Raw genomic sequence first — 20,644 nt, forward strand, 5'->3', positions numbered from 1 at the left:
CGGCAGTCACCCGAACCGCGCGGCCAGTCGCCGGTACAGCCCCGGAGCCGCGCCCCGCACCCGGCACGGCAGACGCAGCCAGCCGGGGACATAGACCTCGTCCCTGCGCCGCGCCACCGCCGTCCGCACCGCTTCGGCCACCCGCTCGGCGGGCACCGGACGCGGCCTGGACCGAAGGTAGGGAGCGCCGCGGCGCTCGAAGAACGGTGTGTCGACGACACCGGGCACCACGTGCGTGACCCCCACGCCGGTACCTCGCAACTCATAGCGCAGCGCGTCCGCGAAGGCGCCGACCGCGGCCTTGGCGGCGGAGTACACGGCCTCGTCGCGCACCGCCACACTCCCCGCCAGCGATCCGATGAGCACTACCCGCCCCGACCCCGCCTCGACCATGCCCGGCAGCACCAGTCGCACCAGCCGCAGGGTGGCCAGCACGTTGATGTCGAGCACCTCGTCGATGGTGTGCGGGGGCATGTCCAGGAATTCCCCGGCCCAGCCGACCCCGGCACCCGCCACCAGGAGATCCACCGGCCCCACCGTGGCCAGCGTGAAGTCGGCGAGCCGCCGGTCCGCGCCGGGCAGCGTGAGGTCCGCGGCGAAGGCGGTGGCCGAGGCGTCCTCGGCGACCTCGCGCAGCCGGGCCGGGTCGCGTCCGCTGAGCACCATCCGCCACCCGCCCTCGTCACTCAGCCGTCGGGCCAGGGCCGCGCCGATGCCGGAGGACGCTCCCGTCACGAGCGCGGTACGCGTCAGCGCGCCCCGGACGCCGTCGGGCTCCCGCCGGATCCTGGCGAGATCCGCGCCGGGCGCGACGACCTGCGGTCCGGGGGCGGGCCGGGGACGGGAGAACGCATGGACCATGAGGACCACCTTGGCTCGGGGCGGACATCGGGAGACCGACCGGACGGTCGGGCTCCGGTGTTCGACCGGACGGGCGGTCACGGAGTATCCCTGGCGGAATGCCCGAAACATTCACTTGTGTAGTGGTTTGGAGTCTTTCGGAGGGGCAACTTGGAGCGCCGTGCGTCCTCCCAGCTCATCAGCGCCCCGCCGGCCCGCGATCCCGCGCGCGTCCCGGGCCGGCAGATGCCTGCTGGTGGTCAGCGCGAGCATGGGCGCCGGGCACGACACCGTCGCGGCCGAACTGGTCCGCCGGGCCCGGGAACGCGGGGACGACGCCCTGATCGTCGACGTCCTCGCGCTGCTGCCGTACGGGCTGGGCGGGGCGCTGCGGCGCTTCTACCGCGGGTCGGTACGCCACTTCCCCTGGGTGTACGCCGTCCTGTACCGCCTGTTCCTGCGTCCCGGCGCCGGTCGCCGCCCCGGCGGGACACCCCTCGCCCGGCTCGCCGGCGGGCGGCTGCGCGAGCTGGCCGAGCGCTCGGGCGCGGACGTGGTGGTCCCCGTCTTCCATCTCGGCGCCCAGTTGACCGGCCATCTCCGCGCGCGCGGCCTGCTGCCGGTGCCCAGCGTCGTCCTCGTGATCGACTTCGCCGTCCACCGGCAGTGGCTGCACCCCGGCAACGACCACCACCTGTGCCTCACGGAGCAGGCGGCGCGCGAGGTGCGGGAGAGTACCGGCGGGTCCGCGTGGACGTGTGGCCCGGTCGTGGCTCCGGAGTTCCTCGCCGACCCTGCGACCGCCGACACCTCCGCTCCCTCCCCTCCTGGAGTGGCCGGATGGCGGGAGCTCTTCGACCGGACCGGTCCGGGGCGGCCCGCCGTGGTGCTGTCCGCCGGTGCCTGGGGGGTCGGCACACACCTGGAGGCCACCGTCCGGATCCTGACGGACCACGGCTTCCTGCCGGTCGTACTCTGCGGGGACAACGAACGGCTGCGCCGTGAGCTGTCCGGCACACCGGACGTGGTCCCGCTGGGCTGGGTGACGGACATGCCCGGCCTGCTGCACGCCGCCCGCGCCCTGATCGACAACGCCGCCGGCCAGACCGCCGTTCAGGCGCTCGCCGCCGGACTGCCGGTCGTGGGATACCGCCCGATACCCGGACACGGCGCCGACGGCGTCCGGCGGATGGCCGCACTGGGCGTGTCCGACCTCGCCGAGGACGGGACCGCGCTGCTCGGCGCACTGCGGCGGCTCACCGCCCCCGGCCGGGCCCGCCGGGACCGGATCGCCGCCGGACACGCGCTGTTCACGGACGACGCGGTGGCCCGGGTGACCGCCCTCGTCGACGCCGAGCGCGCACACCCGGTGAGGCCGAGCGCGCACCCGTGAGACCGCGGCCGTTTCCCCGGCCCGGACGCTGGGCACCCGGCTCGGAGCGTGAACCGGCGAAGGAGGCGACGCCGTGCGGCTCGACGAATTCCTGACCCTGGTCCGCGACCGCGGCGAATACCACAGCGAGGAGGAGGCCGAGCAGGTCAGTACGGCCGTGCTGTGGGTGCTCGCGTCCCGGGTCGGCCCCGAGGAGGCCGCGCGCCTGGCCGCCGGCCTGCCCGCGCCCCTGGACGACGCGCTCCGCCTGGAACGCGGGCGTCCCGAGTCCTTCGACCGGGAGGAGTTCCTGCGGCGTGTGGCGCGGCAGACCGGCGCCCGGCCGCGCACCGCGGAATGGGACGCGGGCGCCGTGCTCTCCACCCTGACCGAAGCGGTCCCCGGCGAGCACGTCGACCGTCTCCTGGACCACCTGCCCGCGGACTGCGCCGACCTCTTCGGGGGACCGGCACCGCACTGAGCGCGGCTTCGCACGCCCGCGTTGGACAGGGCGGGAAGCGGGCACCCGGTCCCGGCCGAAGAGACGGTACCCGTGAGGAGGCACTGATGACGGACGGCGAGCAGCACCCCGGCGAACGCCACGACGCAGACCATGACGCACGTCCCGACGCACGCCCCGACGCACGTTACGACGAAGAGGAGAACGCGCCGCTCGGGGGCTACGCGGCGCTCACGTCGACCTTCGCGGCGAGTGCCGCGATCTTCGCCGCGACCGCGTGGCGCCGGGGGGTGCGACTGCCCGACACCGTCCCGGCCTGGGACGTGGCACTGCTGGGGGTGGCGACGTTCAAGGCGTCCCGGCTGCTGACCAAAGACAAGGTCACCAGCTTCCTGCGTGCCCCGTTCACGCGGCGCGAGCGCGAGAGCAACGCCAACGAGGTGATGGACGCGCCGCGCGGCGACGGACTGCGCCGCGCCGTCGGCGACTTGGTGTCCTGCCCCTTCTGCACCTCCGCCTGGGTGGCCGGCGGGCTCGTCGGCACCTACGCCGTCGCGCCCCGGGCGGCCCGGCTGGTGTGCGCGGGCCTGAGCGCCGTCGTGGTGTCGGACTGGCTGCAGTACGCGTGGAGTGTGACGGAACAGAAGGCCGAGGAGTGACAGCGGGGCGGGTCACCGAGGGAGGGGACCACCGAGGGACGGTGATTGACGAGGGACGGGATGACCCAGGGACGGGGGGCGAGGGACAGGGCTGAGGTTGGGCGAGGGACGGGCTGAGGTTGGGCGAGGGCGGAGCGCGGGCGCGCGAGCGCGCCCGCCCCGTCCTCAGTCGCGCTTCGCGCTTTCGGCCCGCTCCGCCTGCTCGGCGTGCAGCTTCTTCACACGGGCCGCCTCCTTGCGGACGTCGGCCTGGACGGCCTGCTCCCGCTCCAGCCACTCCGGGCGCTCTTGCCTCAGCGCCTCGATCTGCTCCGTGGTGAGCGGTTCCGCGACCCCGCCCCGGTGCAGACCCGCGATGGAGACGCCCAGCCTGGCCGCGACCACCGGCCGCGGGTGCGGGCCGTCGCGCCGCAGATCCCGCAGCCACGCGGGCGGATCGGTCTGAAGCGCGTTGAGCTCGGCGCGCGTGACGACGCCCTCCCGGAACTCGGCGGGTGTGGCCTCGAGGTACACACCCAGCTTCTTCGCCGCGGTCGCGGGCTTCATGGTCTGGGTGTTCTGGTGCGACGTCATGGTGTCAAGGGTATCGAGCGTCTGCGCGATCGCCGACCACGCCGGGGGACCGCGGGGTCCGACCACGCCCGGTAACCTGGCCGGGTGACAGGCTCGGAAGAAACCCCCTCGTTCCGGCTCGCGTACGTCCCGGGGGTGACGCCCGACAAATGGGTGCGCATCTGGAACGAGCGACTGCCCGACGTCCCGCTGTCCCTGACCCAGGTTCCCGCCGCCGAGGCGGACGAGGTGCTGCTGGGCGGCGACGCCGACGCCGGGCTGGTGCGGCTGCCCGTCGACCGGACCGTCCTCAGCGCGATCCCCCTCTACACCGAGACCACGGTGGTCGTGATCCCCAAGGATCACCTCGTCACCGCGGCCGACGAGGTGACCGTCGAGGACCTGGCCGACGAAATCGTGCTGCACCCGCTGGACGACGTCCTCGGCTGGGAACGGCCGCCGGGCAGGCCCGCCCTCGAGCGTCCGGCCACCACGGTGGACGCCGTCGAGCTGGTGGCGGCCGGGATCGGCGTGCTGCTCGTGCCCTTGTCGCTGGCCCGGCTGCACCACCGCAAGGACCTCACGCACCGGACGGTCACGGACGCCCCCGAGTCGAGCGTGGCGCTGTCCTGGCCCGAGGACGCGCACACGGACCGGGTGGAGGACTTCATCGGCATCGTCCGCGGCCGGACCGTCAACAGCACCCGTGGCCGGCAGCCCGCCCAGGCGCCGGCGAAGGGCGGGCGCACCGAAGGGGCCCCCGGGCGGCGCACACCGCCGCCCGGGAAGCAGACCGGCGGCGCTCGGCGCGGTGCCGGCGGCCCCGTGACCGGCGGCAAGGGCGGCAGCAGGGGCGGCGGCGCCAGGAGCGGCGGCACCAGAGGTGGCAGGCGCGGCAAGCCCCGCCGCGGCTGACGCAGCCGCCGCGCCCCTTGCCGCACCGTCAGCGAACCGTCGGGCTCGGTGTCGGCGCCGAGGTGTTGACCTCCAGCCCCGGCGGCGCGGTGAGGGAGAGCACCGGCTCACCCGGCTGCGGAGCCGGCGGGGTGAGCTGCACCTTGGGCAGGCTCGGTGGGGCCGACTGCTGGAAGTTGACCTGGTCGAAGTTGACCAGGCCCGTCTTCTCCAGCACGGTGATGTGGTCGAGCACGGTGTCGTTGGCCTGATCGGCCAACTGCCGCACCAGGCTGTTCTTGGTGTTGGCGCGGACCTTGGCGATGACCGGGAAGATCTGGCCGTGAGTGATCCGCATGATGTTGACCGCGGTGGTGTCGAACTGCTTGCCCGTGGTCCCGTCCACGGTCGACACGAACTGCTGCTGCTGGGGGGACGCCTGGTTGGGCAGGGTGATGCCCAGCTCGGGCGCGATCTTGCGGCAGGTCGCGTCCAGCCGGGCGTGCCCGACGACCAGGTGCTCGCCGGCCTCCTTCATCTCCGGCGACGAGCCCCGCTCCATGGCCATCAGCCCCAGAGGGTGTTCCCACAGCCCCGCGGCACGGACCTTCACCACGAAGTCCCGGTCGGCCTCGGTGAGCGGCCCGAACACCGTGTTGGTGATGACACGGTCCTGAGTACTGGCCGTGTTCCGCACCCCGAGCATGGTCGGGTAGGCGAGCGCGGTGAGGGTGAGGACCAGGGCACCGGCCACGAAGGCGGTCCCTGCCGTGGTGCGCGTGATGCGCATCGTGCCTCCTGGGGCAAGACAGGCTCGGACACCAGGAGGTACGGATACGGACGGCCGACCGATCACGTCCCCGGGTAAAAACTTGCTCGCGTCGGCCCCCTCGTCGCCCCCGTCGACCTCTCGTCGGTCCCTCGGTCCTCGGTCCCTCGCTCTCCGTCAGCCTCGCTCTCCGTCAGTTTCACCCTCCCGTCGGTCTCACCCTCCCGTCGGTCTCACCCTCCCGTCGGTCTCGTCCTCCCGTCAGTCCGCGTAAGACGCCTTCCGCGCGGTCCGCACCACCCGCTCGCCCTCGTCGCCCCCGAGCAGCCCGGCCTCCACCCACGCGTCCACCGTGGACCGCACGTGCGTCACCAGCGCGCCCTTGCCGCGGAACGGGGCCGCCGCCCAGATCTCGTCGAGCAGGGTGGTGCCGTCGTCCTTCGCCGGGTTGGCGACGCCCGAGTCGGTGCCGCCGAGGACCACCCGGGGTTCCGAGCGGCGGAAGTAGGCGTGCGTCGGATCCTCGGTCCCCTCGGCGAACGGCGCCCACTCGGTGCCGTCCAGCGTGTAGTGGAGCGGCTTGCCGGGGACGGGGGTCAGCGTGGGCAGCAGGTCGCCGGAGAGAGCCGCGTTGCCGTACAGGCCGCACTCCAGGTGACCGGTGGACGGGTCGCGGCCGACCAGGTTGACGGGGCCGTAGAACAGGGCCTGCAGCGACGGGTCGTCGAGGGCCCTCTCCACCCGCAGCCGGAAGGGCACCCGGACCCGCACGGTGTCACCCCGGCGCCAGGTCCGGGACACGGTGAAGTAGCTCCCCGGTGTCGGAGTACCCGGCACCGCGCGCCCGTTGACGGTGACGCGGAACCCCGCCGTGGCCCACGAGGGCACCCGCAGCCGCAGTGCGAAGGACGCGCTGCCGCCGCCGATGGTGAGGGTGCTGCCCTGCTCCCGGGGATAGTCCGTGGTCTGGGTCACGGTGACGCCGCGCTCGGCCCAGGTCAGGGTGGAGCGGCTGTAGAGGTTGACGTACAGGGCGCTGCCGTCGGCCGCGGCGAAGTACACCGAGTCCTGGTACTTGGTGGCGCTCTCCATTCCGGTGCCCTCGCAGCACGTCGTGCCCTGCTTGGGCGTGTAGTCGCGCACATGCCCGGGCGTCAGCCCGATGAAGTAGGTGACGAGCGGCTTCTCCGCGTCCGGTTCGTCCTGCTTGGAGCCGAGTACCTGGTTGTACAGGGCCCGCTCGTAGTAGTCCATGTACGCCGGGTCCTGGTCGTGGAAGAACAGCGTCCGGCTCAGCTTGAGCATGTTGTACGCGCAGCAGGTCTCGGCCGTGGTGGCACCGATCGTGCCCGCGATCACGTCCCGCGCCTTCCAGAACTCCCCGGCGCTGGTGCCGCCGATGGCGTACATGCGGTGCGGTACGACCATGCCCCAGAAGTTCCTGGCCGCGGTGAGGTAGCGCTCCTCGCCCGTCTCGTCGTACAGCCGCACCAGACCGGTGAAGATCGGTATGTGCTGGTTGGCGTGCAGACCGTCGAGGACGTCGGTGTTCTCGGCGCAGGCGTCGATCAGCCGGTCGAGGTCGAACAGGCGGGCCAGCGCGAGGTGTTCCGCCGCGCCGGTGACCGCGTGCAGATCGCAGATCGCCTCGACGATGCCGCCGAACTCACCACTGGAGAAGATGCCCCACATCCGCTGCAGGGTGGCCGAGGGCAGAGCGGACAGCCGCGCGTACATCCAGTCGCACACGCCGGACGCGAGATCCAGCGCCCGTTGGTCACCGGTGGCCAGGTGGGCGTCCAGCAGGCCCCGGAGGATCTTGTGCGCGGTGTAGTAAGGCGCCCAGACCTTGGTGTAGTCGCTGCCGGTCATCGACTCGAGCTGGATGAACTGCGTCTCCGGGTACGCCGCGAGGAACCCGGGATGGCTGGGCCCGCCCCACGTGCGGCGCAGAGTGGCCGTCAGCCCCCGGCCGGAGGCGTCGGCGAACGTTTTGCCGTCGGTCTCCTCGAAGGCGTACGACGCCAGATCGCCCCGGCCGGCCGGTGATCCGGCGGCGCGGCGGTCCCGCAGCGCGCCGATCTCGGTGGCGCTCAGGGCGCGCGACCAGACGTCGAACTCCTCGAAGGCACCCGCGAAGACGGGGTCGGCCGGGTAGTGCGAGCGGCCGAGCCAGTGGTGGGCGAGCGGGCCGAGGGCCGCCGGGGTCAGGGTCATGGCCGTGTTCCGTGCCACGGCGGTGCCGTCGACGTAGAGGGTGCCGGTGCCGTCCGAGAGCGTCACGGCCAGGTGGCTCCACTCGTCCAGGGGCAGCGCGGCCGTGCCGTCGAGGCCCTGCTCGCCCGCGGCACCGCTGTCGGTGATGGCGAAGCGCGGCACGCCGTCGGAGTTGCGGGCGGCGAGGTAGAGGTAGCGGTTGGTGTCGTCGCCGAAGTCGAGGACACGGGCCCAGTCGCCGTCGTGGGTGGGCTTGACCCAGGCGGCCAGCGTGATCTCCGGGGTGTCGCCGAGGACACCGGCGGGCAGGTCGACGTACTGGTGGGAGCCGCGCACGTTCTCGGCGGCGGCGCCGAAGCGGCCCTGGACGCTCAGCACGGCCGGATCGTGGCGCAGGGCCTCGCGCACCTCGGTCAGCGCGCCCACCATGGTGCCGATCCGCTCGGCGAAGACCTGTTCGCCGGTGCTGCGATACGCCTGGGACAGCATGGTCAGGAAGTGGCCGGTGTAGTGACCGCGGAGGTTGCCGTTGGCCTCGCCGTCCAGCCCCTCCCAGCCGCCGGGGGCGACGGCGCCGAGGGTGGAGAGACCGGCGTTGGCGCGGAAGACCTGGAGCAGCCGGTTCACGTCGTAGCCGCGGGCGTGGTCCAGCATCAGCCGCCGCTTGTCGGCGAAGGCGCCCCGGCCGAGTGTCACCTCCTCCAGTCCGAAGGGCCGTACGGACCAGGCCACCGGTGCCGCGGGGCCCGCGAGCGCGCCCGGTGCCCGTGGCCCGGCGCCGGGCCGGCCGCTCGCCGCGTACGAGACCGCGGGTGTTCCCGCGGCGATCGCCGCGGCCAGCAGAAGGGCCCGCCGGGAGAGGGGCGCTGCCATGTGCTCCTCGTTTCTTCGGTGCTTCGTCTCTTCGGTGCTTCGTCGGTTCGAAATATCGAATGCCGTTCGAAAGGTCGCCCAGAAGATAGGCAAGGGGCACCGGAGCGTCAACGGTACCGACGAGTACGGTCAGCCGGTCCGGACCGCCCGCACGAGCCAGTCGTACGCCGCGCGGGCGGTGAACTCGCCCTGGCCCCCGCGCAGCAGCAGGCCGGCGGTGGCGAATTCCGGGGCGTCGGCCTGTGCGGCGACGTACGGGACCGCGATGCAGCGCATCCCGGCCGCGTGCGCGGCGGCGGCCCCGGGGGCGGCGTCCTCCAGGACCACGCAGTTCTCCGGGTCCGCCCCGAGCCGGCGCGCCGCCTCCAGGAAGACGTCGGGTGCGGGCTTGCCCCGCGCGACCTCGTCGGCCGAGACGGCCGTGCGCAGGTGTGTGTCCAGGCCGGTGCGGGACAGGATCGCCTCGATGGCCGCGGGCGAGGAACCCGACGCCACGGCCAGCGGCACGCCCTCCCTCGCCAGCAGCTCGACGAACTCGCGCATCCGGGGGTACGCACGGGCGGAGGTGCGGGCCAGCTCCAGATAGCGGCGGTTCTTGACGGCGAGCAGTTCCTCCACGGGGGTGCTCAGACCGTACCGCCGCTTCCAGTCGGCGACCGTCTCCTGGGTGCTGATGCCCACGTAACCCTCGTGGTCCGCCCAGGTGAAGTCCGGGACGCCGTACTCGGCGAGGGTCTGCCGCCCCGCCTCGTAGTAGTTCGGCTCGCTGTCCACGAGCGTTCCGTCGAGATCGAAGATGACCGAGATGCCGCCGAGAGTGCTCATGAGGACCAGCATGCCAAGGACCCGGCGGTCACTTTCTCGCCGTGCGCCCGATCGACTCCACCAAGGGCAGCAGCCGGTGCGGGACGCGCTCGCGCAGCGCCACCTCGCTGCGGGTACGGACCACCCCCGGCAGGCTGATCAGCTTCTGGACCACGTCCTCCAGGTGCGCGTTGTCGCGGGCCACGACCCGGGTCAGCAGGTCTCCGCCGCCGGTGATGGAGAAGGCCTCGACGATCTCCGGCACGGCCGCCAGCGCCTCGCCCACCTCGTCCAGGTGGCCCTGGGTGACCTCGATGTGCACGAACGCGAGCACCGGGTGGCCCAGAGCGGCGGGGGAGAGGGACGGTGCGGTGCCGGTGATCACGCCGTCCCGCTCCAGCCGGTCGAGCCGGGCCTGGAGCGTGCCGCGGGCGACCCCGAGGAGGCGGGCGTACTCGCGCACACTGGTGCGCGGCTGCTCCAGCAGCAGCCGCAGAATGCGGGTGTCGAGTTCGTCGACGGCCACGGTGTCCGGGTCCCCTCGTCGGCCATTGGCTCTTCGATGGCCGTAGGAATGCCTTCTGTACTGTACCAATGGCCCACTCTGAGACGAGCCTGTTGAGCCACTGGTGGCGAAGATGCTCCTATAGGAGGGTCGATGGCGCTGCGGATCCCGCGGCGCCTTTTTCATGCCGGTGACTTCGGGTCCGAGTGCGCCAGTGCGCGAGGGGGCGGTAATCAGTGCTGAAGAGGGTGTTCGTGAGCCCGGACCCGGGACGGTCCCGGCTGCGGTTCGCCGCTCGGGCCGTCCTCGGCATCGGGCTGGCCGTCGTCGTCTGCGGCCTGGCCGGCACCTCGCTCGTGGGCGCCGTCACCGGCGGGCTCGCCGCACTGCTGGCGCTGTTCACCGTCACCGACGCCACCGTGCGCGGGCAGGCGGTCACCACCGCGCTGCTGCCGGTCGCCGGGCTGCCCGTGCTGACCGCCGCGGCCGCGCTGCACGACCTTCCCGTCGCCAGGGACCTCACCTTCCTCGCCGTCGTCGGCGCGGGCGTGTACGCCCGGCGCTGGGGCCCGCGCGGGCACAGCCTCGGCGTGTTCGCCTTCATGACCTTCTTCGTCGCCCAGTTCCTGCACGCGACCACGGACCGGCTGCCCGAGATGTTCGCCGCCGTCCTGCTGTCCGTGGCCGCCGCCGCGGCGGTGCGCTTCGGCCTGTGGTGCTACGAGCGCCGCCTGCCGCCGCCCGCCGCCCCCGCACCGCCCGCCGGTACCGGACTCGACCGGATCACCACCCGCCAGGCCGTCCAGGCCACCGTCGGCGCCGGGTTCGCCCTGGTCGTGGGCCAGCTCGTGTCCGACGAGCGCTGGTACTGGGCCGTCGGCGCCACTTGGTGGGTGTTCGTCAACACCACCTCGCGCGGCGAGACCCTGGTCCGCGGCTTCCGCCGGGTCCTCGGCACCGTCGTCGGCATCGGCCTGGGCTTCCTGGTCGCCGTCCCGCTGGCCGGATCCGCGGTGCCCACGGCCGTGCTCGCCGCCGCCTGCGTCTTCGGCATCTTCTACACCGCCGCGGTCTCCTACACCTGGATGATGCTCTGCGTGACCCTGCTCGCCGAGCTGCTCTACGGTCTCCTGGACTTCCTCAGCCCCGGCCTGCTCGCCCTGCGGCTCGCCGAGACCGGCGTGGGCGCGCTCGGCGCCGCTCTCGCGGTGCTCGTCGTCCTGCCGGTCACCACGCACACCGTGACCGACGCCTGGATCCAGCGGGCCCTGCGCTGTGTCCACGCCTGCACCGCCGAGGCCGCCGCCCGCCTCGCCGGAACCGAGGGCGCCGACCCGGCGCCGCGCGTGGCCGAACTGGAGCAACTGCTCGGCCGGGTAAGGCTCTCGGTCGCCCCGCTCGTACACCCGCTGAACCCGATGTACGGCCGCAAGCGGCGCGCCCGCCGCGTACTCGCCCTGCTCGACGAATGCGCCCGGGAGATCCGCGGTCTGGTCGCCGTCGCGGCCGACCCCGAGGCCTCGCACGACGCCCGGCTGGCCGCCGCCTGCTGGCGTGTCGAGACCGCGGTCGAGGCGCTCACGGGCGGTGGGACCGTTCCCGCCCACGCGGACGGGCCACGCGCCACCGAACCCGCGTTGGCCCACCTCCACGGCCTGGAACGCGCCCTGGCCGAACTCGCCGCACCCCTGCGCACCCCCTCCGGCTCGCCGCTCGTCGGCGCCTGATCCGCCCGGCCCCGTGCCACCCATTTGGTCTGGACCGCAAGTGATCGACTGCTACCGTCGCCCCGGGGCAGACGATCGGTCGGCGCACCGAGGCACGCACCGAGGCCAAGGCACGTACCGAGGCACGCACCGAGGCCAAGGCACGTACCGAGGCGCGGGACGATGCGGGACGACGCGGGATGAGAGGGACAGCGGTGACGGACGGTGACAGGCGGCAGCGGCGGGCGTACATCGGGTCGTTCACGGCGGCCGGCGGCCCAGGAATCCTGACGGCGGCCGTCGCACCCGACAGCGGCGCGCTCACGGTCCTGAGCGGCACGGACCGGGTGCCCGACCCCTCCTACCTGGCGCTGGCGCCCGACGGGGACATGCTCTACGCCGTCAGTGAGACGGCCGAGGGCGCCGTGGCCGCCTACCGCGTGGCCGGGGACAAGCCCGAGCCCGCCGGGCGGCCGGTACCCGTGGGCGGTGACGGGCCCACTCACCTCAGCCTGTACGCCGGGCACGTCCTGACCGCCAACTACGGATCCGGCAGCGTCACGGCCGTGCCGGTCCGCCCGGACGGCGCCCTCGCCCGGTCCGCGTCCGGCGTCCTCCAGCACACCGGATCGGGCCCGCACGCCCAGCGCCAGCAGGGGCCGCACGCCCACCAGGTGCGGCCCGACCCGAGCGGGCGGTGGGCGGTCAGTGTGGATCTCGGCACCGACTCCGTGCGGGTCTGCACCCTGACGAACGGCGCCCTCGCCGTGCACCGGGAGATCGCGCTGCGCCCCGGCTCGGGCCCGCGCCACCTGGCCTTCCACCCGGACGGCACCCGCGCCTACGTGGTCAACGAACTGGCGCCCACCGTCACCGCCTGCCGCTGGGACGCCGCCGACGGCGTACTGCAGCCCCTCACCGAGGTACCGGTACTGCCCGGTGCCCCGTCCGGCGACGCGTTCCCGTCCGGCGTCGTGGTCTCGCCCGACGGCCGCTTCGTGTGGACCGCGACCCGCGGAGAAGACGTCCTCTCCGTGTTCGTCGTGGAGCCGGACGGGCTCCGGCTGTTCGGGACCGTGCCCTGCGGCGGGCACTGGCCGCGGGAGATCGCCGAGTCGGACGGCTTCCTGTACGCGGCCAACGAGCGTTCCGGAGACGTGACCTGGTTCGCCCTCGACCCGGAGACCGGCGTACCGCGGCGCTCCGGCTCGCTCGCGGTCCCGGCGGCGTCCTGCGTGGTCTTCGGCTGACCCGGCGGCGGCCCACCTGCCGCGCCGCACCGGACGAGCACGAGGCGGGCAGGAGACGAGCACGAGACGAGCACGAGACGAGAAGGACATGACGAAGGGCCCGCTCCTCCACCGGAGCGGGCCCTTTCGGTCGTACCGTCCCGCGCGGACGCCGCGCGCCCGCACGTCCGTGCGTGTCAGCGGACCGGCGTGCCCTGCGGCTGCTGCGGCGAGATGCCGAGCGCCGTCGTGTACTTGGCCAGCGCCAGCTTGCCGATCGCCGGGTAGGGGCCGAGCGGCTCGGCGGTGGAGCAGCCCACCTCCTTGGCCGCCTCCTCCAGCAGGGACGCCTCGATCTCCGGGCCGATCAGATACGGTGCCAGCGCCAGTTGCTGCGAGCCCGAGGAGCGCAGTTGCTCGGCCACGGACGCGATCGAGCCGTCCTCGTCCAGTGCCGCCGCCATCACCGGCACGGCGAGGCGCGCGGCGAGCAGCATACCGGTGATCCCGGCCGCCTGGACGGCCTCGTCACCGCCGACGGAGGCCAGGATGATGCCGTCCGCGGCGGTCGCCACGGTGAACAGGCGGGCACGGTCGGCGCGGGCCAGACCGGCCTCGGAGAGGCGCACGTGCAGCGCCTCCGCGAGCAGCGGGTGCGGGCCGAGCACGTCGGTCAGCTCGGCCGCGATCCGGCTGTCCATGACGGCCTGCCGGATCCGGCGCAGCAGTGCGCCGTCCGGGCCGGCGAGCAGCGGCACGACGACGGCGACGGGCCCCTCGGGCTCCTTCACCTCCAGGCCGGCGGCGCGCGCCTGCTCGTAGCGGGCGGTGCGCTCCTCGGCGGCACGCACGAGGACGGTCGACAGGGAGAGGAACTCCTCGTCGTCCCCTTCGAGGTGGCCGATCCGGGCGTCGAGGCCGGGAAGCTCGGAGCGGGCGATGCTGATGACCTCGTCGGCGAGGCCCCGGGTGGCGCTACTGGGCGTCCCCGGCACCGCGAGGACGAGCGCCGGCGCGCCCTCGGGAGCCACCAGGGGTTCGGGACGGCGGTGCCGTCCTGGCTGGCGGGGGCGCGGCATTCGTACTGGCAGGCCGGACGCGGGCCCAGTGGGGGAGCTCATGGCGCCGCATGTTACTGGTTTCCCCGGTTTCCCTGTTCGGGGAGGGTGCAGGTGAGCGGTATCCGTCCGGTTTTGTCTGATGAGTGATGTACGGATCGGCCGACATCGGCATGATTCACCTCACCGGCGGATCGGTTATCGGCCGCCCGGCGCGGTCGTCACCCACAGCATGCCTTCGTCGCCCGGGAGGGCGAGCGAGCCGGTCGCCAGGGCGGTCGCGATCCGCACCGAACCGTCCAGCGGATCACCCTCGGCGGCCGTCCGCCGCGCATGCGGCAGCCGCTTCGCCAGCTCCTCCTCCAGCGGTACGACGAGGTGGTCGCCCATTTTCAGCAGGCCGCCGGTGACCGCGACGCGGGGCTCGCCGCCGGCCGGGCACACCGCGGCGGCCGAGTCGGCCATGTGCCGGGCGGCGGCCCGCAGGATCTCCGCGGCGACGGGGTCGCCGGCGGCGCAGGCGGCCACCTCGGGCGCGAAGGAGGCGAGGACGGCGGGACGGTCGGTACGCGGATACAGTTGACCGGGCAGGCCCGCGACCGGCCCGAACCGTTCCTCGGCGCGGGCCAGTAGCAGCGCCGAGCCGCCCTGGCGCCCGTCGTGGGCGCGCAGCGCGGCCTGAAGGCCGGCCCCCCCGATCCAGGCGCCGCCCCCGCAGTCGCCCAGCAGATGCCCCCAGCCGTCCGCCCTGCGCCAGCGGGTCAGGTCCGTGCCGGTGGCGATCAGTCCTGTGCCGGCGGCGACCACCGCTCCTGCCCGGGGGCCGATCGCACCGGCATAGGCGGTGACGGCGTCGGCGGCCAGTGCGACCGTGCGCGCACCCAGCTCCCGGGCCAGCGCGCCCGGCAGTTCGGCGCGCAGGGCGTCGCCCAGCGTGGCGAGCCCGGCGGCCCCGACGACGACGGTGTCGAACCCGGCCACCCCGGTCTCGGCGGTCAACGCCCGGGCCATGGGAACCAGTTGCGCCATCAGATGCTCGGGATCGATGCCGCGCGCACCGGTGCGGACCGGTTCCCGCGACGCCCGCCGCCCGAGCCCGCCCGAACCGCCGCCCGCGTCGTCCCCGGCCGCACCCACGACGACGCGCAGCCCCGAGCCGCCGGAGTCCACGGCCAGGAAGCCGCCGCTCACGGCAGGCGCCAGTCGACCGGCTGACCTCCGAGTCGGACCAGCAGGTCGTTGGCCCGGCTGAAGGGGCGGGAGCCGAAGAAGCCCCGGTCGGCCGACATCGGGGACGGGTGCGCTGACTCGACGGCCGGCAGGTCCCCGAGCAGCGGCCGCAGATTGCGGGCGTCGCGGCCCCACAGGATGGACACCATCGGCTTGCCGCGCGCCGCCAGGGCGCGGATCGCCTGTTCGGTGACCTCCTCCCAGCCCTTGCCGCGGTGGGCGGCGGGCTTGCGCGGGGCCGTGGTCAGCGCCCTGTTGAGCAGCAGCACGCCCTGCCGGGCCCACGGGGTCAGGTCCCCGTTGGAGGGCTGCGGCAGGTTCAGGTCGCTGTTCAGTTCCCGGAAGATGTTGACGAGGCTGCCGGGCAGCGGACGCACCTCGGGCGCGACCGAGAATGACAGCCCCACCGCGTGCCCCGGGGTCGGGTACGGATCCTGTCCGACGATCAGGACTCGGACGTCGTCGAAGGGCTGTTGGAAGGCCCGTAGGACGTTGGATCCGGCCGGCAGGTAGGTGCGTCCGGCGGAGATCTCCGCGCGCAGGAACTCACCCATCGAGGTGATCCGCCCGGCGACGGGTTCCAGAGCCTGCGCCCAGCCCGCTTCGACGATTTCATGCAAGGGTCGTGGTGCCACGGGCGTCACCCTACTGCCGTACGGGTGACGCCCGGCAACCGGTGGCCGAGGCCGGTCCTCCGGCCCGCCTCACCCGACGACCGCGGCCCGCACGCACAGCACGTCCGGCAGGTGGGACGCCAACTGCCGCCAGTTGTCGCCGTCGTCGGCGGACGCGAACACCTCGCCGTTGCGGTTGCCGAAGTACACGCCCGCCCGTTCCGCGTCGTCGGTGCACAGCGCGTCGCGCAGCACCGTGCCGTAGTGGTCCTCCCGGGGCAGTCCCGCCGTGAGCGGCTCCCAGCTCTTGCCCGCGTCCGCCGTCCGGAAGACCCGGCAGCGGTGGTCGGCCGGGACCCGGTCCGCGTCGGCGTTGATCGGGAAGACGTAGGCCGTGTCGCCGCGGTGCGGGTGGGCCGCCACGGCGAAGCCGAACGTGGACGGCAGGCCCGCGCCGATGTCCGTCCAGTGCCCGCCCGCGTCGTCGCTGCGGTACACACCCCAGTGGTTCTGCAGATACAGCCGGTCCGGGGTCGCCGCGTCCCGCGCCACCTTGTGCACGCACTGGCCGAACTCCGGGTTCGGGTCCGGCAGGAAGACGGCGGAGACCCCGGAGTTGGACGGTGCCCAGCTCGCGCCGCCGTCGGCCGTCCGGAACACACCGGCGGTGGAGACGGCGACCGTCACCGACTTGGGGTCCCGCTCGTCGGTGAGCACGGTGTGCAGCCCTTCGCCGCCACCGCCCGGCACCCACTGGGAGCGCGTGGGATGCTCCCACAGGGGGCGGACCAGCTCGAAGCTCTCGCCGCGGTCCTCCGAGCGGTACAGCGCGGCCGGCTCCGTGCCCGCGTAGACCACGTCCGGCTCGGCGGCGGCCGGGTGGAGCTGCCACACCCGCTCCAGCGAAGCGCCGGTCTCCTTGGGGAACTTGACGGCCGGCTGCGCCGGTTCGGTCCAGGTGCGGCCCAGGTCGTCGGAGTGGAAAACCGACGGGCCCCAGTGGGCGCTGTCCCCGCCGGCCAGCAGCCGCGGGGTGTCGCCGCGGGTGTCGAGGGCGACCGAGTAGACGGCCTGCGCGTTGAAGTAGGGACTCTCGTCGAACTCCCAGGTGCCACCCCGCCGGCGCCCGATGAACAGGCCCTTGCGGGTGCCCACGGCGAGCAGTACCTCGGTCATGCCGATCACCTCCGCGGCGTCGTCGTCGACGCCTTCATCTCGGACACGGGCCAGTCTGCACCCCAGCACTGACAGTCACCTCTGGAAAGGCCGTCGCCGCAGGTCAGAGCGGTGGCGTCGGGTCCGGCGAGCGGTCCTCGCGCCGACCGCTCAGCCCTCCCCGGGCAGCGCCCGCGCCAGAATGCCGCCGAGGTCGGCCCCGGTCGGCAGCGTGCCGAAGGCATGGCCCCAGTCGCCGCCGAGCCGGCTCGCGCAGAACGCGTCCGCGACGGCGGGCGGGGCGTGCCGGACCAGGAGGGAGGCCTGGAGGGTGAGAGCCATCAGTTCCACCAGGCGGCGGGCACCGGTCTCGGACGCCTCCGCCAGCCCCGACTCCAGCCGGGCCACGGCGGCGTCCAGCCGGGTGTCCGCGCCGCGGGCGAGGGCGAGTTCGTCGAAGAAGGCGTGCGCGGTGGCGGGGGAGCGGCCGAGCGCCCGCAGGACGTCGAGGGCGTTGACGTTCCCCGAGCCCTCCCAGATCGACAGCAGCGGCGCCTCGCGGTAGTGGCGGGGCATGCCCGACTCCTCCACGTAGCCGTTGCCGCCGAGGCACTCCAGGGCCTCCGCGGTGAACGCCGGGCCCCGCTTGGTCACCCAGTACTTGCCGACGGCGGTGGCGATCCGCCGGAACGCCGCCTCCCCCGCGTCGCCGCGCACCGCCCGGTCCGCCGCGCCCGCCAGCCGCAGGGTGAGCGTCGTCGCGGCCTGCGACTCCAGCGCCAGGTCGGCCAGGACGTTGCGCATCAGCGGCTGGTCGACCAGCCGGGCGCCGAACGCGCCGCGGTGCCGTACGTGGTGCCCGGCCTCGACGAGCGTCTTGCGCATGAGCGTCGCCGAGGACATCACGCAGTCCAGCCGGGTGCAGTTGACCATCTCGATGATCGTCTTGACGCCCTGCCCCTCGGGCCCGACCCGCCAGGCGACCGTCCCGTCGAACTCGGGCTCCGACGAGGCGTTGGACCGGTTGCCGAGCTTGTCCTTCAGCCGCTGGATGCGGAAGGTGTTGCGACCGCCGTCCGGCAGCACCCGCGGCACCAGGAAGCAGGACAGGCCCTCCGGGGCCTGGGCCAGCACCAGGAACACGTCGCACATGGGCGCCGACGTGAACCACTTGTGCCCGCGCAGCGTGTAGACGCCGGGTTCGGCGGTCGGGGTGGCCGCCGTCGTGTTCGTACGGACGTCGGAGCCGCCCTGTTTCTCGGTCATCCCCATGCCGGCCAGCAGGCCCCGCTTCTCCGTGGGCGTGCGCAGCCCCGGCTCGTACTCCCGGCCGGTGAGCAGCGGCTCGTAGACCTTCGCGAGCTCGGGCTGTGCACGCAGCGCGGGGACGGCCGCGTAGGTCATCGAGGTCGGGCAGCCGTGGCCGGCCTCGGTGTGCCCCCACACCAGCCCGCCCGCGGTCCGCGCGACATGCGCGCCCGGCCGGTCGTCGGCCCAGGGCGCGCCCGCCAGCCCCTCGCCGACCGCCACGCGCATCAGATGGTGCCAGCTCGGGTGGTACTCGACCTCGTCGACCCGGTTGCCGTACCGGTCGTGCGTGCGCAGCACGGGCTCGTGGCGGTTGGCCAGGTCGCCCCACTCCTGTGCCTGCGCGCTCCCCGCCCGCCTGCCGAGCCGCCGCAGGTCCTCCTCGGCCCACCCGGCGTCCTCCCGCCGCACCCCCTCCAGCAGGGCCGTGTCGTCGGAGGCGTCGTAGGGGGCCAGGGGAGGTGGCTGATTGGTGACGTCGTGCGTGGCGTACCCCGCCGGTCGGCCCGCGGACTCGTACGGCTCCTGCGCGAGTGTCGTCATGACGGGAGTGTTGCACTGTTCCTGCGACCGCAGCAATAGTGCAACACGGGAGGCGCACGTACAGTACGTGCTCATGTGGACGGACGACACGTGCCCGCGCGGATGAACGGCTCCGCGCCCCCCGGCGAGCTCGTGCTGCGCCCGCTGTCCGCGCGCTCGGTCGTCCTGAGCCTGCTGCTCGGCGCCCATCCCCCCGAACTGCCGGTGCGGGAGCTGGTTCGGCTCGTCGAGGGATTCGACGTCGGCGGGTCCACCGTGCGCGCCGCGCTGAGCCGGATGGCCGCCGCCGGTGACCTGCGTCGCACGGACGCCGGCTACCGCCTCAGTGAGCGGCTGCTGGAGCGCCAGCGGCGCCAGGACGAGGCCGTACACCCGCACACGCGCGCGTGGGAGGGGGACTGGGAGATGGTCGTGATCACCGCGACGGGGCGCGGTCCCGCCGAACGCGCCGACCTGCGCACCCGGCTGACCGTCCTGCGTCTCGCCGAACTCCGCGAGGGCGTCTGGCTGCGCCCGGCCAACCTGCGCCGCCCGCTGCCGGCCGAGCTGGACCTGGTGGCCGAGCGCTGTGCCACGCGCCCCGGCCGCCCGGCCGCCGAACTGGCCGCGAGCCTGTGGCCGCTGGACGCCTGGTCCGCCACGGCCCGGGCGCTGCTCGCCCATGTCGACCGGGCCCGGCGTCCGGCCGACCGCCTCACCGCCTTCGCGGCCGTCGTCCGTCACCTGCTCGCCGACCCGGTCCTGCCCCCGGAGCTCCTCCCGGCACGTTGGCCGGGCCGGGCCCTGCGCGACGCCTACACGGACTACCAGCGGGAGCAGGCCGGACAGGTCCGGGCGCGGGGCACCCGGACCTGAGGCGACGGCGTCAGGCCGCCGTCGTTCGCCGCGTCACCTGTAGGTGATGTCGGACGACGCGTACTTGCAGTGCGTGCCGTCGGGGCCGGAGCCGTTGGAGTCCGGCTCGTCGCCGTCGTCGTTGCCGATGTACTTCTGGCACGGGACGATCTTCTTGTCGCCGTCCCCGACGATCGTGATGTTGCGCAGCGTCGCGCTGTCGCCGTAGTTGGTGTTGATGCCGGCGATCCGGCTGCCCTTCCAGTTCACCTCGATGGTGTTGAGGTTGATCGTCCGCTTGTACTGCGTCGAGCAGTTGCCGCAGGAGCGGATGAAGGTGCCGAAGTTCTTGACCGCGAAGCCGGAGACGTTCAGGGTTCCGGCTCCGTTGAACTGGAACACCTTGTCACTGGCTTCCTTGGCGCCGCCGCCGGAGACGGTGTAGACGTTCGACGACGAGGAGCCCCGGAAGGTCGCCGCGTCCTCGCCGACGTCCTCCCACCAGACGTTCTGCAGGGTGCAGCCGCCTTTGCAGTGGATGCCGTCCGCGGCGGGGGCGCCGATGATCACGTTCTTGAGGACGGCGCCCGGGGCCAGTTCCAGGATCGGGCCCTGGTCCTCGTCCTGGCCGCCGGAGCCGAGGTCGCCGGTGCCGTAGAGACGCTTCATCCCGTAGTCCTTGGTACCGGAGACCGGGATGGTCGAGGAGACCCCTTCGCTGCCGTTGGGGGTCGGCCAGGTGGCGGCGTGTGCCGCGGAGGTTCCGGAGGTCATGAGCATGCCAACCGATAGCCCGAGTGCGGCCAGTGCGCCGGTCGCGGCGCGCCGCCGCGCGCGGGGGCGTGTCGTAGCGGTCATGTTCTGATCCCTTCCATAGGGAGTGGGGGTGGAACGGAACATGTACGTGAACGCTGTGCGTCGTCCTGTTCGGTGTCGCGAACGCGGCGGGTCACTGGTGGGGTCCTGGGTGACCCACCGCGCTCGCGACGGTCATGCTGATGAACGGACCGTAGAGGGCAAGC

At 73.5% G+C, this 20,644-nt stretch carries 19 protein-coding genes; 7 read left to right on the top strand and 12 right to left on the bottom strand.

All coding sequences use genetic code 11. From position 1 onward, the window contains the following. Positions 1-6: 6 nt before the first annotated feature. Positions 7-861, bottom strand: coding sequence for an SDR family NAD(P)-dependent oxidoreductase (locus B1H29_RS32235; protein ID WP_055420592.1), 855 nt, complete (start codon positions 859-861; stop codon positions 7-9). Between the two features lie 235 nt (positions 862-1,096). On the opposite strand from B1H29_RS32235, the gene B1H29_RS32240 reads away from it, so the two are divergent. The 3 genes from B1H29_RS32240 (at position 1,097) to B1H29_RS32250 (ending at position 3,331) form a co-directional block, all read left to right on the top strand. Next, the gene (locus tag B1H29_RS32240) at positions 1,097-2,233 is read left to right on the top strand and encodes an MGDG synthase family glycosyltransferase (protein ID WP_409350927.1); all 1,137 of its coding nucleotides are present in this window, start codon (positions 1,097-1,099) and stop codon (positions 2,231-2,233) included. 73 nt (positions 2,234-2,306) lie between these two features. After that, complete coding sequence (locus tag B1H29_RS32245; protein ID WP_055420590.1) at positions 2,307-2,693, top strand: DUF2267 domain-containing protein; 387 nt, start codon at positions 2,307-2,309, stop codon at positions 2,691-2,693. A gap of 86 nt (positions 2,694-2,779) precedes the next feature. Beyond that, a complete protein-coding gene (locus B1H29_RS32250) occupies positions 2,780-3,331 on the top strand; it encodes a DUF1360 domain-containing protein (protein WP_079160578.1) in 552 nt (183 codons plus the stop codon). Positions 3,332-3,496: 165 nt separating this feature from the next. Here B1H29_RS32250 and B1H29_RS32255 read toward each other — a convergent pair whose 3' ends face one another. Beyond that, on the bottom strand, positions 3,497-3,904 hold the full coding sequence (locus tag B1H29_RS32255; RefSeq protein WP_055420917.1) for a DUF5997 family protein: 408 nt from the start codon (positions 3,902-3,904) through the stop codon (positions 3,497-3,499). Between the two features lie 84 nt (positions 3,905-3,988). On the opposite strand from B1H29_RS32255, the gene B1H29_RS32260 reads away from it, so the two are divergent. Next, the gene (locus B1H29_RS32260; protein ID WP_055420589.1) at positions 3,989-4,798 is read left to right on the top strand and encodes a LysR substrate-binding domain-containing protein; all 810 of its coding nucleotides are present in this window, start codon (positions 3,989-3,991) and stop codon (positions 4,796-4,798) included. Between the two features lie 28 nt (positions 4,799-4,826). Here the strand turns inward: B1H29_RS32260 and B1H29_RS32265 are convergent, their stop codons facing one another. The 4 genes from B1H29_RS32265 to B1H29_RS32280 all read right to left on the bottom strand — a co-directional run bounded on the left by B1H29_RS32265 (position 4,827) and on the right by B1H29_RS32280 (position 9,966). Continuing rightward, on the bottom strand, positions 4,827-5,567 hold the full coding sequence (locus tag B1H29_RS32265; protein WP_055420588.1) for a DUF4142 domain-containing protein: 741 nt from the start codon (positions 5,565-5,567) through the stop codon (positions 4,827-4,829). Between the two features lie 240 nt (positions 5,568-5,807). After that, positions 5,808-8,636 (bottom strand): beta-L-arabinofuranosidase domain-containing protein, encoded by a 2,829-nt coding sequence (locus B1H29_RS32270; protein WP_055420587.1) that lies wholly within the window; start codon positions 8,634-8,636, stop codon positions 5,808-5,810. A gap of 129 nt (positions 8,637-8,765) precedes the next feature. Next, on the bottom strand, positions 8,766-9,461 hold the full coding sequence (locus tag B1H29_RS32275; RefSeq protein ID WP_055420916.1) for an HAD family hydrolase: 696 nt from the start codon (positions 9,459-9,461) through the stop codon (positions 8,766-8,768). A 28-nt stretch (positions 9,462-9,489) separates the two neighbouring features. Beyond that, positions 9,490-9,966, bottom strand: a complete 477-nt coding sequence (locus tag B1H29_RS32280; RefSeq protein ID WP_055420586.1) for an Lrp/AsnC family transcriptional regulator — start codon at positions 9,964-9,966, stop codon at positions 9,490-9,492. Between the two features lie 215 nt (positions 9,967-10,181). Here B1H29_RS32280 and B1H29_RS32285 point away from each other — a divergent pair, with 215 nt between their 5' ends. Together B1H29_RS32285 and B1H29_RS32290 are read left to right on the top strand one after the other, a co-directional pair. Continuing rightward, the gene (locus tag B1H29_RS32285; protein WP_055420585.1) at positions 10,182-11,672 is read left to right on the top strand and encodes an FUSC family protein; all 1,491 of its coding nucleotides are present in this window, start codon (positions 10,182-10,184) and stop codon (positions 11,670-11,672) included. A 194-nt stretch (positions 11,673-11,866) separates the two neighbouring features. Beyond that, entirely contained in the window at positions 11,867-12,901 is a 1,035-nt protein-coding gene (locus B1H29_RS32290; RefSeq protein ID WP_055420584.1) for a lactonase family protein, read from the top strand. A 176-nt stretch (positions 12,902-13,077) separates the two neighbouring features. On the opposite strand, the gene B1H29_RS32295 is transcribed toward B1H29_RS32290, so the two are convergent. The 5 genes from B1H29_RS32295 to B1H29_RS32315 form a co-directional block, all read right to left on the bottom strand. Then, positions 13,078-14,001, bottom strand: coding sequence for a sirohydrochlorin chelatase (locus tag B1H29_RS32295; RefSeq protein ID WP_055420583.1), 924 nt, complete (start codon positions 13,999-14,001; stop codon positions 13,078-13,080). A gap of 135 nt (positions 14,002-14,136) precedes the next feature. Beyond that, positions 14,137-15,129 (bottom strand): N-acetylglucosamine kinase, encoded by a 993-nt coding sequence (locus tag B1H29_RS32300; protein ID WP_055420582.1) that lies wholly within the window; start codon positions 15,127-15,129, stop codon positions 14,137-14,139. Further along, positions 15,126-15,803: a uracil-DNA glycosylase gene (locus B1H29_RS32305; RefSeq protein ID WP_055420581.1), complete on the bottom strand. Its 678-nt coding sequence runs from the start codon at positions 15,801-15,803 to the stop codon at positions 15,126-15,128. Before B1H29_RS32305 ends, B1H29_RS32300 begins: the two co-directional genes overlap by 4 nt. A gap of 69 nt (positions 15,804-15,872) precedes the next feature. Next, positions 15,873-17,027: a WD40/YVTN/BNR-like repeat-containing protein gene (locus B1H29_RS32310; RefSeq protein ID WP_055420580.1), complete on the bottom strand. Its 1,155-nt coding sequence runs from the start codon at positions 17,025-17,027 to the stop codon at positions 15,873-15,875. 81 nt (positions 17,028-17,108) lie between these two features. Continuing rightward, complete coding sequence (locus B1H29_RS32315) at positions 17,109-18,788, bottom strand: acyl-CoA dehydrogenase family protein (RefSeq protein ID WP_055420579.1); 1,680 nt, start codon at positions 18,786-18,788, stop codon at positions 17,109-17,111. A 102-nt stretch (positions 18,789-18,890) separates the two neighbouring features. On the opposite strand from B1H29_RS32315, the gene B1H29_RS32320 reads away from it, so the two are divergent. Further along, on the top strand, positions 18,891-19,643 hold the full coding sequence (locus B1H29_RS32320) for a PaaX family transcriptional regulator C-terminal domain-containing protein (protein WP_055420578.1): 753 nt from the start codon (positions 18,891-18,893) through the stop codon (positions 19,641-19,643). A 33-nt stretch (positions 19,644-19,676) separates the two neighbouring features. Here B1H29_RS32320 and B1H29_RS32325 read toward each other — a convergent pair whose 3' ends face one another. Continuing rightward, on the bottom strand, positions 19,677-20,480 hold the full coding sequence (locus B1H29_RS32325; RefSeq protein WP_055420577.1) for a pectate lyase: 804 nt from the start codon (positions 20,478-20,480) through the stop codon (positions 19,677-19,679). Positions 20,481-20,644 lie beyond the last annotated feature (164 nt).

This window comes from Streptomyces pactum, from assembly GCF_002005225.1.
GTDB classification, from domain to species: Bacteria; Actinomycetota; Actinomycetes; order Streptomycetales; family Streptomycetaceae; genus Streptomyces; species Streptomyces pactum_A.

What these genes read in the sequence shown, in the direction of transcription:
- B1H29_RS32235 (WP_055420592.1), bottom strand. Translation starts at nt 861, where the DNA reads ATGGTCCATGCGTTCTCCCGTCCCCGGCCCGCCCCCGGACCGCAGGTC.
- B1H29_RS32250 (WP_079160578.1), top strand. Translation starts at nt 2,780, where the DNA reads ATGACGGACGGCGAGCAGCACCCCGGCGAACGCCACGACGCAGACCAT.
- B1H29_RS32255 (WP_055420917.1), bottom strand. Translation starts at nt 3,904, where the DNA reads ATGACGTCGCACCAGAACACCCAGACCATGAAGCCCGCGACCGCGGCG.
- B1H29_RS32265 (WP_055420588.1), bottom strand. Translation starts at nt 5,567, where the DNA reads ATGCGCATCACGCGCACCACGGCAGGGACCGCCTTCGTGGCCGGTGCC.
- B1H29_RS32270 (WP_055420587.1), bottom strand. Translation starts at nt 8,636, where the DNA reads ATGGCAGCGCCCCTCTCCCGGCGGGCCCTTCTGCTGGCCGCGGCGATC.
- B1H29_RS32275 (WP_055420916.1), bottom strand. Translation starts at nt 9,461, where the DNA reads ATGAGCACTCTCGGCGGCATCTCGGTCATCTTCGATCTCGACGGAACG.
- B1H29_RS32295 (WP_055420583.1), bottom strand. Translation starts at nt 14,001, where the DNA reads ATGAGCTCCCCCACTGGGCCCGCGTCCGGCCTGCCAGTACGAATGCCG.
- B1H29_RS32315 (WP_055420579.1), bottom strand. Translation starts at nt 18,788, where the DNA reads ATGACGACACTCGCGCAGGAGCCGTACGAGTCCGCGGGCCGACCGGCG.
- B1H29_RS32320 (WP_055420578.1), top strand. Translation starts at nt 18,891, where the DNA reads ATGAACGGCTCCGCGCCCCCCGGCGAGCTCGTGCTGCGCCCGCTGTCC.
- B1H29_RS32325 (WP_055420577.1), bottom strand. Translation starts at nt 20,480, where the DNA reads ATGACCGCTACGACACGCCCCCGCGCGCGGCGGCGCGCCGCGACCGGC.